At 41.6% G+C, this 13,535-nt stretch carries 12 protein-coding genes; 7 read left to right on the top strand and 5 right to left on the bottom strand.

Annotation, left to right across the window (positions count from 1 at the left end; translation table 11 throughout):
- Positions 1–3: 3 nt before the first annotated feature.
- Both esaA and KIH88_RS02275 read right to left on the bottom strand, forming a co-directional pair.
- Positions 4–3,033 carry a type VII secretion protein EsaA gene (esaA, locus tag KIH88_RS02280; RefSeq protein WP_213988285.1) on the bottom strand — a complete coding sequence of 1,010 codons (3,030 nt, stop codon included), beginning with the start codon at positions 3,031–3,033 and terminating at the stop codon, positions 4–6.
- Positions 3,034–3,111: 78 nt separating this feature from the next.
- The gene (locus tag KIH88_RS02275) at positions 3,112–3,399 is read right to left on the bottom strand and encodes a WXG100 family type VII secretion target (protein ID WP_213988286.1); all 288 of its coding nucleotides are present in this window, start codon (positions 3,397–3,399) and stop codon (positions 3,112–3,114) included.
- A gap of 251 nt (positions 3,400–3,650) precedes the next feature.
- Between KIH88_RS02275 and KIH88_RS02270 the strand changes: the two genes are divergently transcribed.
- Positions 3,651–4,280, top strand: a complete 630-nt coding sequence (locus KIH88_RS02270) for an MBL fold metallo-hydrolase (protein ID WP_213988287.1) — start codon at positions 3,651–3,653, stop codon at positions 4,278–4,280.
- A gap of 38 nt (positions 4,281–4,318) precedes the next feature.
- Here KIH88_RS02270 and KIH88_RS02265 read toward each other — a convergent pair whose 3' ends face one another.
- Positions 4,319–6,211, bottom strand: a complete 1,893-nt coding sequence (locus tag KIH88_RS02265; protein ID WP_213988288.1) for a M13 family metallopeptidase — start codon at positions 6,209–6,211, stop codon at positions 4,319–4,321.
- 169 nt (positions 6,212–6,380) lie between these two features.
- On the opposite strand from KIH88_RS02265, the gene KIH88_RS02260 reads away from it, so the two are divergent.
- The 6 genes from KIH88_RS02260 (at position 6,381) to KIH88_RS02235 (ending at position 10,775) form a co-directional block, all read left to right on the top strand.
- Positions 6,381–7,103, top strand: a complete 723-nt coding sequence (locus tag KIH88_RS02260) for a metal ABC transporter ATP-binding protein (protein WP_000619139.1) — start codon at positions 6,381–6,383, stop codon at positions 7,101–7,103.
- Positions 7,100–7,948: a metal ABC transporter permease gene (locus tag KIH88_RS02255; protein ID WP_213988289.1), complete on the top strand. Its 849-nt coding sequence runs from the start codon at positions 7,100–7,102 to the stop codon at positions 7,946–7,948. Before KIH88_RS02260 ends, KIH88_RS02255 begins: the two co-directional genes overlap by 4 nt.
- A gap of 26 nt (positions 7,949–7,974) precedes the next feature.
- Positions 7,975–8,904, top strand: coding sequence for a metal ABC transporter substrate-binding protein (locus KIH88_RS02250; protein ID WP_000733087.1), 930 nt, complete (start codon positions 7,975–7,977; stop codon positions 8,902–8,904).
- A gap of 121 nt (positions 8,905–9,025) precedes the next feature.
- Positions 9,026–9,520 (top strand): thiol peroxidase, encoded by a 495-nt coding sequence (gene tpx / locus KIH88_RS02245; RefSeq protein WP_000206541.1) that lies wholly within the window; start codon positions 9,026–9,028, stop codon positions 9,518–9,520.
- A gap of 83 nt (positions 9,521–9,603) precedes the next feature.
- Positions 9,604–10,254, top strand: a complete 651-nt coding sequence (locus tag KIH88_RS02240; protein WP_213988290.1) for a metal-dependent transcriptional regulator — start codon at positions 9,604–9,606, stop codon at positions 10,252–10,254.
- 107 nt (positions 10,255–10,361) lie between these two features.
- The gene (locus tag KIH88_RS02235) at positions 10,362–10,775 is read left to right on the top strand and encodes a hypothetical protein (protein WP_000732783.1); all 414 of its coding nucleotides are present in this window, start codon (positions 10,362–10,364) and stop codon (positions 10,773–10,775) included.
- 30 nt (positions 10,776–10,805) lie between these two features.
- Here KIH88_RS02235 and dtd read toward each other — a convergent pair whose 3' ends face one another.
- Both dtd and KIH88_RS02225 read right to left on the bottom strand, forming a co-directional pair.
- Entirely contained in the window at positions 10,806–11,249 is a 444-nt protein-coding gene (dtd, locus tag KIH88_RS02230) for a D-aminoacyl-tRNA deacylase (protein WP_213988291.1), read from the bottom strand.
- Positions 11,250–11,278: 29 nt separating this feature from the next.
- Entirely contained in the window at positions 11,279–13,495 is a 2,217-nt protein-coding gene (locus tag KIH88_RS02225; RefSeq protein WP_001123776.1) for a RelA/SpoT family protein, read from the bottom strand.
- Positions 13,496–13,535 lie beyond the last annotated feature (40 nt).

Below are 13,535 nucleotides of genomic sequence, written 5' to 3'. Positions count from 1 at the left end.
TTTCTATTCTTTCTCAGCTTGACTTGCTTGAAACCACAAACTACTTTCTCTGATAAAAACATTTATAACAAGTAAAACAGCTATGACAACAATCGTTGCAACAAAAGCGATAATTGCTGCTGGATGTCCATCAAAGTATCCTGAGAGCAAACCTTCTAATATCGATAACGCATTGAGGTTTTTGATAAAGGCTGGGAAACCAGTTAGACTTGCTGTTGTCCCAATAGCATTTGATAGGTAGACAAAGCTAATCATCATAAAGAAGGAGAGTCCCATACCAATCACTCGGAAATGTTTAAGCAATAGATATTGTCCTTGAATCAGTACAAATGCTGCTAAAACAATTAATAGAACCCAAGATGGTTGATATTCACGACCAACCTGTAGCTGAACACTTGATACAACACCAACTACTAATCCGACAACGAGACTTAAAGCAGATAGGATTGTTACCGTCATCAAGTCTGTATCATGTAACTTATCAAGTTTGAACTTATCTTTGACTTTGCGAATAACGTTTTGAGTTGCAAACAGATAGGCGGTAAAGAGGCTAACAATCTCCAATAGTAAAATCCATGTAAATGGACGGTAAACATTGACAGTCGCTTTCACTGAAGTAGAATTTTGGGTAACAGGGTTGGATAAGAAGTTCAACAATACTTCATTTGGTACCCCATTTTGATAGGCATTATTCAGAACCTTCACAAAGGATTCTACAAAGTTTCCATTGTTAGTCAATTCTTCGTTAAACTGCGTCATCAAGGAGTCAGCATCTTGAGACAACTTTTCAGTACTTGTTTGAGCGTTTGACAATTCACGATTGAAATTACCTAAAGTCTCATTCACAGACTCTGCAGCTTTGACATTACTTTGAGAAGATTCCTTCACACCCGTAGTTTCTGATAAGAGAGCTGCATACTCAGTATTCAGAGCTGTCAGTTGATTACTAGTCTCTTCAAAAGCAGCATTGCCTCCCCCTTGCTTCTCAACCAAATCATCTAGTTTCTTTTCCAACTGCTCGTACAAGACTAACTGTCCCTTGATTTTGGTATCCAATTCTTGGTTGGTAGCCAAAACATCCTGCACATTTTTTTCTAGAACAGGCTTCAGTGTAGTCAGTTCTGACAAGGCTTTATCTACTTTTCCTTTAGCACCATCAGTTTCTGTATCACTAGCAGGTGTAGTTAAGCTGTCTTCATACTTCTTCAGATTTGAACTAATAGCTTCAAACCAAATATTTGACAAAGCATCTGTTACATCACTATTTCGTAACTCTTTGACAGTATTGTATGCTTGTGTGAGTGCTTCTACCTTTTGGTAGTCAGAAGCTATTTTTTGAACCTTTTGTCCATAAGTCACTGCTGCTTGCTGAACACGTAACACATCTACTGGAGCACTAGCTGCTTGGACATCATTCAAGGAAATATTAATTGATTTTAGCTCTGCTTTTGGAGCTGGGCTTGGAGTCCCGGTTGAACCTGTAGTTGTAGCTGAGGTTGTCTCTGCAACACTATAGGCTACTTTAAAAGTCCCACCCGTCTTCAAATCAATTTCTTGACCAAACTCAACTGGTGTACCATCATAAGTAACGGAGTGAACTGTCACTCCTGATTCAGCTTTCCATGATACCTTAGCCTTTGTTCCTGTTCGTCCAACAGCACTCGTACTCGTGATTGCCAGATTTTCCAAATTCTTCAAATCAGTCGAATTGATCTCGTCACCAGGTTCTTTGATTGTTTTTAATTCAGTATAGTCTACAGAAGGAATTGTGATCGGTGTCATACCAAAACCACTAAATTCTTTTCCACTGAAGTTTTCTTTTGGTAATTCTGAGATTGCAGAAGCCAACTGCTCTTTGAGAGATTCTTCAGCCTTCTCTAGGTCCTTGTTTGCAGCTTTATCCAAAAATTGATCAAGAGTGATTTTGCTCTTCTCACTTGTTCCATAGTAAGTGGCTAATTTCTCATCAATAAAGTTATGAATATCCTTTTTATGATTTTCAAACTTTGTTCTTTCATCTGTCAGATTGGTCTGTAAACTATCAATCTCTTTGCTGATATTTTCTGCTACTGCTTTATAGGAAGACCCAACTTCTGGTGACGTACCATCAGAAGTTGCTGCTGTTCCATCTATATTAGAAGTCAGACTACCTTGAGCTTCAATTAATTCCTTATAAGTTTTAATTTGTCCCTGAACGTCTTCCCGACTCTGAGAGATGAGCTGGGTGATAATATCCGCATAATTTTTCTTCTCATCTACTCTATTCTGAAGCAGAGTAGCAAAATTTTTGCCATAAGCAATCTGCGAAACATCAAAACGATCAAAAATCTGTGAGTAGCTCTCCAAGCCTGTCTTTAAAGCACTGTTGGAGTCAACAGAGGAACTAGACATAGTATAGAGGGTTGGGAAAAGATTTTTAGAGTTGATAGCTGTATTATATAAATTCGTACGATAGTTTCCGATATTGGTTGCTTGTATCTGTGAACTAGCTTGAACATTCTTTTGTGCAGTGTAAAGATTGTCCAAAATACTAGCCATATACATATCGACTAACTGACCATTCAAATCAGCAACAATGTCTTTTGCTAGTTTATTTGCATCGTTTTCTACTTGCAAATTTCCTTGCGCGTTTACCTTATAATTGATAGTTGTCTTATCAACATTGATGCTGTTAATATCGAGTATTTTTTCAGAAAAGTCACTAGGAATTGTTAAAACGAGTTGGTATTTCCCACTTTCTAACCCAGAATCAGCTGCTCCACGAGGGACAACAGACCAGTTCTGTGAATTATCACGCTCGATATTTTTTACATAACTAGCACCTAGGTTATACTCTTTTGTATCAACATAGACAGGCTTATCTTCATTTACAATAGCCACATTTAATTTGGTCTGTTGGTTTACTTTTGCACTATTCTCATTATGAATAGTTGTATTTTTTTGAACAGATAGATTCAAAAAAACCATCAATGCCAGCAATCCTAATGCCAACAGACTACTTCCTACATATTTATAAATTCTATTCTTTCCCATTTTAGTTTTCAATCATATCCACTATAAAAAATAGGAAGGCTCTCGCCCTCCTAAAGCCATTTATAACAAACAAACAAATTAATTAATTTGTGCTGCAATATCTTGGTCAGTTTGTTCAACGATGTCCGCAACTTTAAGCAACTGTGCATTGATTTCATCAAGCAAAGTCGCAAACTCCTCAATTTTTGGAGACAATGCTGTAAATTGTTGGTCAAAGCTATCAAAAGCTGAACCTTTCCAGTTACTTCTGATAGTTTCTTGTTCGTTGCTTAATGTACGAAGAACTTGTCTTACTTCCTCAGAACCTTGAGTGTACTTTTGAGCAGATGTACGCAAATCTTCTGGTGTTAATTGAATTAAAGCCATGTGAAACTCCCTTTATATTAATTTATGTCTTCATTATATCAACAAGTCGCCTTAATTGCAAGCTTAAAATTCAATTTTATGATAATTAATTAAAGATTGAAAGACTGGTTTCCTTCTGAAACCTTTAATTATGACGGTTTAAAATACAACTAAAGATACCAACCCATCAATCAAAAAAGACTTTCTGATACTCTAAGTATCCTCTTCTATGCTATACTTAGTTTAGTACATTCTTTGAGATTGGAGCCAGTATGAAAATCCATAAAACCGTGAATCCCGTTGCCTATGAAAATACTTATTACCTGGAAGGAGATCAACACCTGATTGTGGTTGACCCAGGTAGCAATTGGGAAGCTATTCGCAAGACTATTGAGAAAATCAACAAACCAGTCTGTGCGATTCTCCTGACCCACACCCACTACGACCATATTATGAGTCTAGACTTGGTTCGCGAGACTTTTGAAAATCCTCCAGTTTATGTAGCAGAGAGTGAAGCTAGCTGGCTCTATACCCCCGTTGACAATCTCTCTGGGCTACCTCGTCACGACGATATGGCAGATGTGGTCGCAAAACCAGCAGAACACACCTTTGTCTTTCATGAGAAATACCAGCTTGAGGAATTTCGTTTTACAGTTCTACCAACCCCAGGGCACTCTATTGGCGGTGTTTCCCTGGTCTTTCCTGATGCCCATCTAGTCTTGACCGGAGATGCTCTATTCCGAGAAACCATCGGACGGACAGACCTTCCTACAGGTAGCACGGAACAACTCCTCCATAGCATTCAGACGCAACTCTTTACTCTTCCTAACTACGATGTCTATCCTGGGCATGGTCCAGCTACGACTATCGCTCACGAAAAGACTTTTAATCCCTTTTTCTAGCAAGTAAAAAACCAAGGATGCTATCCTTGGTTTTTGTTTTACCAAATAATCACACGGTCCTCTGGTGAACGCCACATACCGTCGCCTTCTTTGACATCATAAGTTGTAAAGAAGTCATCGAAGTTTGGTACTTGGACATTGACACGGAGTTTGGCAGGTGCGTGGACATCGACACTGGCCATGAGTTTCATCAACTCAGGACGGCCTTTCATGCGCCAGATACGAGCAAAGTTGTGGAAGAAATCTTCAGCTGAGAAGTCTGGTTCTCTCTTAGCAGCTTCGAGGGCTGCAGCAATCCCGCCCAAGTCAGCAACGTTTTCAGACACGGTTAGTTTCCCGTTGATTCTTGCACCGTAAGATTCTTGCCCATCAAACTGGTCGATAACTTTCTGCGTTTTTTCTTTAAAGGCAGCATAGTCACTCTCTGTCCACCAATCCTTGAGGCTACCATTTTCATCAAAAGAAGCACCATTTGTGTCAAAGGCATGAGAAATCTCGTGGGCAATAACAGCACCAATCCCACCGTAGTTGGCAGAAGACGATTGATGCAAGTCATAGAATGGAGCCTGTAAAATAGCCGCTGGGAAGACAATCAAGTTCTTCTGAGGATTGTAGTAGGCATTGACCATGTGTGCTGGCATGCCCCACTCCTTGTAATCAACCGGTTGGTTCCACTTGCTCCAGCTGTGCTTGATTTCCACACGCCCAAAGGCTAGGGCATTCTCAAAGAGACTGGCAGTTTCATCCACTACCTTGTCCTTGTAGCGTTCTGGCAATTCCTCTGGATAACCGATATAAGGCTTGATGACATTGAGTTTGACAATGGCCTTGTCTCGCGTTTCAGGTGTGAGCCAGTCGTTCTTGGCCAAGCGTTCCTTATAAACGTCAATCATAGTCGCTACTTTTTTCTCTACGTCAGCCTTAGCTTCTGGGGAGAATTTTTCATGCGCATACCAGAGACCAAGAGCTTGCTTGAAAGGTCCTTGGGCCAAGTGATAAGTTGCCTTGACCTTGTCCTGAGCTTCTGGAACACCTGAAAGGGCGCGACCATAGGCACCTGATAGGACACGAATCTCATCTGTGAGATAGCTGGTTGAGAGATTGACCACACCCAAAATCAAGGTTGCTTTGAGTAGAGGCCACGCTTCTTCACTATAGAATTGCTCTGCTGCTTGCCAGAAACGTTCCTCATCTACGATAACCTTGTCTGGAGTCTGTCCAATCACTGCTTGGAAGAAATCATCCAAAGATAGGGCAGGAGCAAATTTCTTGAAATCTTCATAAGCGTATGGATGGTAGAGTTTGGCATATTCTGAACTTTCTTCGTTAGAAAGCACCACAGCCGCAATGCGACGGTCCAATTCCAATCGTTTCTCTAGTAGGTCTGCGATTTCTTCTTCTGAAAAATCATAGGCTTTGAGAAGATTCGCAGTACTTTCCTTCCAAAGCGTCAAGAGCTCCTCACGCTGAGGATGGTCTTCAGCATAGTAGGTTGTATCTGGCAAGATTGTTCCTGGTGCACTAGCCCAGAGAACATTGGTTCTGGCATCCATAAAGTCTGGTGATACACCAAATGGAAGGAAGTTTGGTTTGCCTGCTAGTTCAAATTCTGCCAGTTTGCTGGTAAAATCTGCGAAGCTCTCCAAGTCTTGGTATTCCTTAAGTAGAGGAAGGACAGGCTTGATCCCATCAGCTTCTCTCTTGTCAAAATCACGTACCATACGATGGTACTTAACAAAGTTGGCGAGGATAGCATCCTCCGGGATCTCTTCACCGACCAACCACTTGCCCGTAGTCGCCAGCATCAACTCTTCAATTTCCTCATCAAGGTCAATAAAACCACCTGTTCGAGATTTGTCAGCCGGAATGACAGCTGTTTTTTCCCATTCGCCATTGATTGCATCATAAAAATCATCTTGATAACGTGTCATCTTGTTCTCGCTTTCATTTTTTCACTTATTCTTAGCTTAGCAGAAAACACTTGGGAATGCAATTAAAAACGGTCTCTCATTTTTCAGTTATTATTTTAAATTTTTCAAAAATTAACTTGACTTAATTTTTTTTTTAAGGTATATTAAAAGATAGGAGGAATACAACTGTATGATACGTATCGAAAACCTCAGTGTCTCCTACAAAGAAACGCTGGCACTAAAGGATATTTCACTAGTGCTCCACGGACCAACTATTACCGGAATTATTGGTCCAAATGGTGCTGGAAAATCAACTTTATTAAAAGGTATGTTGGGAATTATCCCACATGAAGGTCAGGCCTTTCTCGATGACAAAGAAGTCAAGAAATCTTTAAATCGAGTTGCCTATGTCGAGCAAAAAATCCATATCGACTACAATTTCCCTATCAAGGTCAAGGAATGCGTCTCTCTGGGACTCTATCCATCCATCCCACTCTTTCACACCTTAAAAGCCAGCCACTGGAAAAAAGTGGCAGATGCACTTGAAATCGTTGGACTTTCAGACTATGCTGATCGCCAAATCAGCCAGCTCTCAGGAGGACAATTCCAACGTGTGTTGATTGCCCGTTGCTTAGTGCAGGAAGCAGACTACATCTTTCTAGATGAGCCATTTGTCGGGATTGACTCGGTTAGTGAAGAGATTATCATGAATACACTGAGAGATCTTAAAAAAGCTGGTAAAACAGTTCTCATCGTCCATCATGACCTCAGCAAAGTCCCCCATTATTTCGACCAAGTTTTGCTTCTCAATCGAGAATTAATAGACCTTGGTCCGACCGAAGAAACCTTTACCGAGGCCAATCTCAAAAAGGCCTACGGTAGCAAACTCTTTTTCAATGGAGGTGGCCTATGATAGCAGAATTTATCGATGGATTGCAACATTTCCATTTCCTACAAAACGCCTTGATCACAGCTATTGTCATCGGAGTTGTTGCTGGTGCTGTGGGATGTTTTATCATCCTACGTGGTATGTCTCTCATGGGAGATGCCATCTCTCACGCCGTTTTGCCCGGCGTAGCCCTTTCCTTTATCCTGGGAATTGATTTCTTTATTGGAGCCATTATCTTTGGCTTGATGGCCTCCATCATCATTACCTACATCAAGGGAAACTCTATCATCAAGAGTGACACTGCCATTGGTATTACCTTTTCATCTTTCTTAGCCCTAGGTGTCATCTTGATTAGTGTTGCCAAGAGTTCGACAGACCTCTTCCATATCCTTTTTGGGAATATCCTCGCTGTCCAAGATACGGACATGTGGATTACCATTGGTGTGGGGGCATTGATTCTCTTGATTATTGGGATTTTCTTTAAACAACTATTGATTACATCCTTTGACGAGCTCCTGGCTAAAGCAATGGGAATGCCCGTTAATTTCTACCACTATCTACTCATGGTGCTCTTGACCCTTGTATCCGTCACCGCCATGCAAAGTGTTGGAACCATTCTTATCGTGGCCATGTTGATCACCCCAGCTGCGACGGCTTACCTTTATGCTAATAGCCTAAAGAGCATGATTTTTCTTTCATCAGGCCTAGGAGCTCTGGCTTCTGTTGTAGGGCTCTTTATCGGCTATAGTTTCAATCTCGCAGCAGGATCGAGCATCGTGCTCACATCCGCCAGCTTCTTTCTAATCAGTTTCTTTATCTCTCCTAAGCAACGATACTTGAAACTGAAAAACAAAAAAATCATTAAATAACGGGGAAACCCTTCTGGAGGAATCTAATGAAAAAATTAGGTACATTGCTTGTACTCTTTCTTTCCGTCATTGCTCTTGTAGCATGTGCTAGCGGAAAAAAAGATACGGCTTCTGGTCAAAAACTAAAAGTTGTTGCTACAAACTCAATCATCGCTGATATTACCAAAAATATCGCTGGTGACAAGATTGATCTTCATAGTATCGTTCCTGTTGGTCAAGACCCACACGAATACGAACCACTTCCTGAAGACGTTAAGAAAACTTCTCAAGCTGACTTGATTTTCTATAACGGTATCAACCTTGAAACTGGTGGCAATGCTTGGTTTACCAAATTGGTCGAAAATGCCAAGAAAACTGAAAACAAAGACTACTTTGCAGTCAGCGAAGGCGTTGATGTTATCTACCTTGAAGGCCAAAACGAGAAAGGCAAAGAAGACCCACACGCTTGGCTCAACCTTGAAAATGGGATGATTTATGCTAAAAATATCGCTAAACAGCTCATTGCCAAGGACCCTAGCAACAAGGAATTCTACGAAAAAAATCTCAAAGACTATACTGAAAAACTAGACAAACTGGACAAGGAAGCCAAAGAGAAATTTAACAATATCCCTGCTGAGAAGAAACTCATCGTAACCAGCGAAGGATGCTTCAAATACTTCTCTAAAGCCTACGGTGTTCCAAGTGCCTACATCTGGGAAATCAACACGGAAGAAGAAGGTACTCCTGAACAAATCAAAACCTTGGTTGAAAAACTTCGCCAAACAAAAGTTCCATCACTCTTTGTTGAATCAAGTGTCGATGACCGTCCAATGAAGACTGTTTCACAAGACACAAACATCCCAATCTACGCACAAATCTTCACTGACTCAATCGCTGAAGAAGGCAAAGAAGGCGACAGCTACTACAGCATGATGAAATACAACCTTGACAAGATTGCTGAAGGTTTGTCAAAATAATCCATTAAAAAACGTCATTCTCACATGAATGGGCGTTTTTTATCACTTAATTTCCGATCAAATCATTGGAAAAATCTGACAATTCTCGGTAAAATAAAAGAAAAAAGAATGGAGTAGTTTCATGACCACTTTTCTCGGAAATCCTGTAACTTTTACAGGTAAACAACTGCAAGTCGGAGACAAGGCACTTGACTTTTCTCTTACGACAACCGATCTCTCTAAAAAAACGCTAGCTGACTTTGATGGAAAGAAAAAAGTCTTGAGTGTTGTCCCTTCTATCGATACTGGTGTCTGCTCAACGCAAACACGTCGATTCAACCAAGAACTTGCCAACCTTGACAACACCGTCGTTCTTACTGTTTCTATGGACCTACCATTTGCCCAAGGACGCTGGTGTGGGGCTGAAGGCCTTGACAATGCCATCATGCTTTCAGACTACTTTGACCATTCTTTCGGTCGTGACTATGCCCTCTTGATCAACGAATGGCATCTCCTTGCGCGTGCTGTCTTTGTTCTCGACACTGATAATGTCATCCGTTACGTAGAATACGTTGATAACATCAACACGGAACCAGACTTTGAAGCTGCTATTGCTGCAGTGAAAGAACTGGACTAAAATCAAAGCCATTAGGGCAGAAGGCTAGAGAAATCTAGCTTTTTTTGATATACTAGATGGAGAGAAAAGACAAGAGGAAACGAATGACGCCAAATAAAGAAGATTATTTAAAATGTATTTATGAAATCGGTACGGACATGCAAAAAATCACCAACAAAGAAATTGCTGCCCGTATGCAAGTCTCTCCACCTGCCGTAACAGAGATGATCAAACGCATGAAAAGTGAAAATCTCATCCTCAAGGATAAGGAGAATGGCTATCTATTGACAGATATTGGGCTCAAACTAGTCTCCGAGCTCTATCGCAAACACCGGTTGATTGAGGTCTTTCTAGTTCACCATCTCGACTATACCAGCGATCAGATCCACGAAGAAGCTGAAGTCCTAGAACACACTGTATCCGATCTTTTCGTAGAGAGACTGGATAAACTCCTGGGCTTTCCTAAAACCTGTCCCCACGGAGGAACCATCCCGGCTAAGGGAGATCTCCTGGTCGAAATCAATAACTTACCTCTAGCAGAGACCAAGGAAGCTGGAACCTATCTTCTGACTCGGGTTCACGATAGTTTTGACTTGCTTAAATACTTAGAAAAGCATGAAATTCATATCGGTGACCAAGTCCAGGTCAAGCAGTTTGATAATTTTTCCAATACCTTTACACTGGTCAACAAAGGTGAAGACCTCCAAGTTAGCATTGATATCGCCAAACAACTCTATGTCGAAAAAATCAACTAACCCCTTATTCCTGAAAGAAATTCCTTTCAGGGATTTTTTATTATTTTGCTTGTAAGTTCCATTCATTTTGTGTAGAATGAAGCTAGATAAAAGAGGGAGGTCTTCCTATGAAAAAGCTCTTTAGAATCCATTTTGCAGCCATTGCAGTCAGCGATTTGCTACTGTTGGTAACTTTCAGACCCCGATACGAACTTTCTTTGGAGAGAGGTCTGATTTTTTGCTTCATTTTCATCCTCGCTCAGGGACTACTGCTGTCTCGCTTGGTCTTCCGACTCAAAAAACAGTTCTCTGAGATTTATCCTCAGATGAACAAAAAAATTCGCCTTTATTACTTAGCGATTCTCTCTGTTGACCTTCTATTATTTGTCTTTTTAGCCATCACTGGCCCTCAATATTTCTACTCTCTTACTCCAGTCTTTACTTCCTGTCATTCTACTTTATATTATATAACGGCTAGCCACCTAAGAGAAAACTATCCAGACTTTTACAACAAACATACCTCTTTATGGGAGTGTCTATAAACAAAAACCAAGCCAGCTGGCTTGGTTTTCTTATCTATTTTTAGTATCAAGAGCGATGGTAACCGGCCCATCATTTACCAGCTCCACCTGCATATCCGCTCCAAAGATACCTGTCTGAACGGGCATTTCCTGAGCTAGCTTTTGGTTGAAAGCCTCATAAAAGGCAGTTGCCATATCCGGCTTGGCTGCACCTGTAAAGTCTGGACGATTACCCTTCTTGGTATCCGCAAAGAGAGTAAACTGGGAAATAGAAAGGATTTCTCCTTCAATATCCTTGACAGACAGATTCATCTTGCCTTCTGCGTCTGGAAAAATCCGCATGTTAACAAGCTTTCTCACAGCATAGTCCAAATCTTCCTCTTGGTCCTCTGGGCCAACACCGACCAGTAATAAGAGCCCCTGATTAATTTTTCCATGAACCCGACCTTCGATACTCACTTGGGCTTTCTTAACTCGTTGGATAATGATTTTCATAATAACCTTTCTAGTAAGAGCTAGGACAATTAGCCATTGGTCCGTTTGACAGAGTAGACCTCTGGCACACTCTTAATCTTGTCCACGACTGTAGTCAGTGTAGAGAGGTTGGAAATACCAAATGAGACATGGATATTAGCAAATTTCATATCCTTAGTTGGTTGAGCATTAACGGTTGAGATATTCTTGGTAGTGTTTGAAAGAACTTGTAAAACATCGTTCAAAAGACCTGTACGGTTGAGACCATAGATATCGATGTGAGCAGTGTATTCCTTGCTTGAGAATTGATCTTCCCATTCCACATCAAGGAGGCGTTGCTCGTAGTTTTCTTGGGCACGGAGATTCATACAGTCCACACGGTGAATAGCTACACCGCGTCCCTTAGTAATGTAGCCGACAATGTCGTCACCCGGCACTGGATTGCAACACTTGGCAATCCGAACTAGGAGACCTGAAGCCCCTTCAATGACCACACCACCCTCATGCTTGACCTTGAGGGTTTCTTTGTTCTCGACCTTAACTTCGCCACCTTTGACAAGCTCTTCTGCTTCCGCCTTGGCCTTGGCACGTTCTTCCTCTCGGCGTTCCTTTTCGGTCAAACGGTTAAAGACGGTAATAGCGCCAATTTCTCCAAAACCAATGGCTGCGTAGAGAGCCTCCTCCGTCTTGTAGCTGGTCTTTTGAAGGACCTCGTCCATATGACGCTTGTCCATAAACTTATTGGCTACATAGCCGTTTTCTTGGAACTGGGCCATCAACATTTCACGGCCCTTGTTAACGGATAATTCCTTGTCTTGATTTTTAAAGAACTGACGAATCTTGTTGCGTGCCTTGCTGGTCTTGACCATATTGAGCCAGTCACGACTCGGACCAAAGGAGTTGGGGTTGGTGATAATTTCAACCTGATCCCCTGTCTTGAGCTTGGTTGTCAGTGGAACCATACGGCCATTGACCTTGGCACCAGTCGCTTTTTCACCGACTTTGGTATGGATTTCATAGGCAAAATCAATCGGTCCTGAATCTTTTGGAAGGGAGCGAACCGCACCATCGGGAGTAAAGACATAAATCTCCTCCGCCAGATAGTTTTCTTTAACAGAGTCCACAAATTCCTTGGCATCATCAGCCTGGTCTTGGAGCTCCATCATCTCCTTGATCCAGTTCATCCCAATAGCAGATTCCTTGCTGTTGACCTGCCCTTTAATGCCTTTCTTATAAGCCCAGTGAGCCGCAACCCCGTACTCAGCCACTTCGTGCATTTCCTTGGTCCGAATCTGGAATTCAATCGGCCCTTTTGGCCCATAAACAGTCGTATGAATAGACTGGTAACCGTTGGCCTTGCGGTTAGCGATATAGTCTTTGAAGCGGCCTGGCATGGGTTTCCAAAGTTCATGCACATAACCCAGCATGGCGTAAACATCACTCTGGGTATCTAAGATACAGCGAATGGCAATCAGGTCATAAATTTCCTCAAAGCGTTTCTTCTTATCCTGCATCTTGCGATAGATCGAATAGATATGCTTAGGACGACCATAGATTTTTCCTTTGAGATTGCGTTCGGTAGCGTACTCTTCCAACTTGGTTACGACTTCATCGACCAAAGCCTCACGTTCTCTGCGTTTTTCCTTCATCATGTGGGTGATCTTGTAAAACTCAGTTGGATTGAGGTAACGGAAAGATAGATCTTCTAACTCCCACTTGACACTGGAAATCCCTAGACGATGAGCAAGTGGTGCGTAAATTTCCATGGTTTCTCTGGAGATCCGTTCTTGCTTGTCCTTTCGAAGGTGTTTGAGAGTCCGCATATTGTGCAAACGGTCCGATAATTTAACCAAGATAACACGGATATCCTCTGACATGGCCATAAGCATCTTGCGGTGATTTTCAGCCAATTGTTCCTCGAGTGATTTGTACTCAACCTTACCAAGCTTGGTCACCCCATCAACGATAATCCGAACATCATGACCGAACTCTCTTTCCAAATCATCCAGTGTCGCATCTGTGTCTTCAACCACGTCATGCAAAAAACCACAGGCAACGGTTACGGCATCCAGCTTGAGCTTAGCCAGAATGCCTGCTACCTGAATGGGATGGATAATATAGGGCTCACCTGATTTCCGAAACTGCCCACTATGACAATCAACTGCGTAAATCAATGCTTTTTGTACAAAAGCAACGTCTTCCTTTGTTAAATATTCTTTCGTTAAAGCGACTACCTGATCGCCCGTCAAATTCACTTCTTTCGGCATCTATACTCTCCAATTCTTCCTACCATTTTATCACTTTTTT

Origin of the sequence: Streptococcus oralis, from assembly GCF_018448765.2 — a bacterium.
Lineage (GTDB): Bacteria > Bacillota > Bacilli > Lactobacillales > Streptococcaceae > Streptococcus > Streptococcus oralis_BM.
This window is presented reverse-complemented; position numbering and strand designations above follow the sequence as displayed.

Bases quoted from the DNA above. Each gene is read 5' to 3' on its own strand.
- esaA (WP_213988285.1), bottom strand. From the start codon at position 3,033: ATGGGAAAGAATAGAATTTATAAATATGTAGGAAGTAGTCTGTTGGCA.
- KIH88_RS02275 (WP_213988286.1), bottom strand. From the start codon at position 3,399: ATGGCTTTAATTCAATTAACACCAGAAGATTTGCGTACATCTGCTCAA.
- KIH88_RS02270 (WP_213988287.1), top strand. From the start codon at position 3,651: ATGAAAATCCATAAAACCGTGAATCCCGTTGCCTATGAAAATACTTAT.
- KIH88_RS02265 (WP_213988288.1), bottom strand. From the start codon at position 6,211: ATGACACGTTATCAAGATGATTTTTATGATGCAATCAATGGCGAATGG.
- KIH88_RS02260 (WP_000619139.1), top strand. From the start codon at position 6,381: ATGATACGTATCGAAAACCTCAGTGTCTCCTACAAAGAAACGCTGGCA.
- KIH88_RS02255 (WP_213988289.1), top strand. From the start codon at position 7,100: ATGATAGCAGAATTTATCGATGGATTGCAACATTTCCATTTCCTACAA.
- KIH88_RS02250 (WP_000733087.1), top strand. From the start codon at position 7,975: ATGAAAAAATTAGGTACATTGCTTGTACTCTTTCTTTCCGTCATTGCT.
- tpx (WP_000206541.1), top strand. From the start codon at position 9,026: ATGACCACTTTTCTCGGAAATCCTGTAACTTTTACAGGTAAACAACTG.
- KIH88_RS02240 (WP_213988290.1), top strand. From the start codon at position 9,604: ATGACGCCAAATAAAGAAGATTATTTAAAATGTATTTATGAAATCGGT.
- KIH88_RS02235 (WP_000732783.1), top strand. From the start codon at position 10,362: ATGAAAAAGCTCTTTAGAATCCATTTTGCAGCCATTGCAGTCAGCGAT.
- dtd (WP_213988291.1), bottom strand. From the start codon at position 11,249: ATGAAAATCATTATCCAACGAGTTAAGAAAGCCCAAGTGAGTATCGAA.
- KIH88_RS02225 (WP_001123776.1), bottom strand. From the start codon at position 13,495: ATGCCGAAAGAAGTGAATTTGACGGGCGATCAGGTAGTCGCTTTAACG.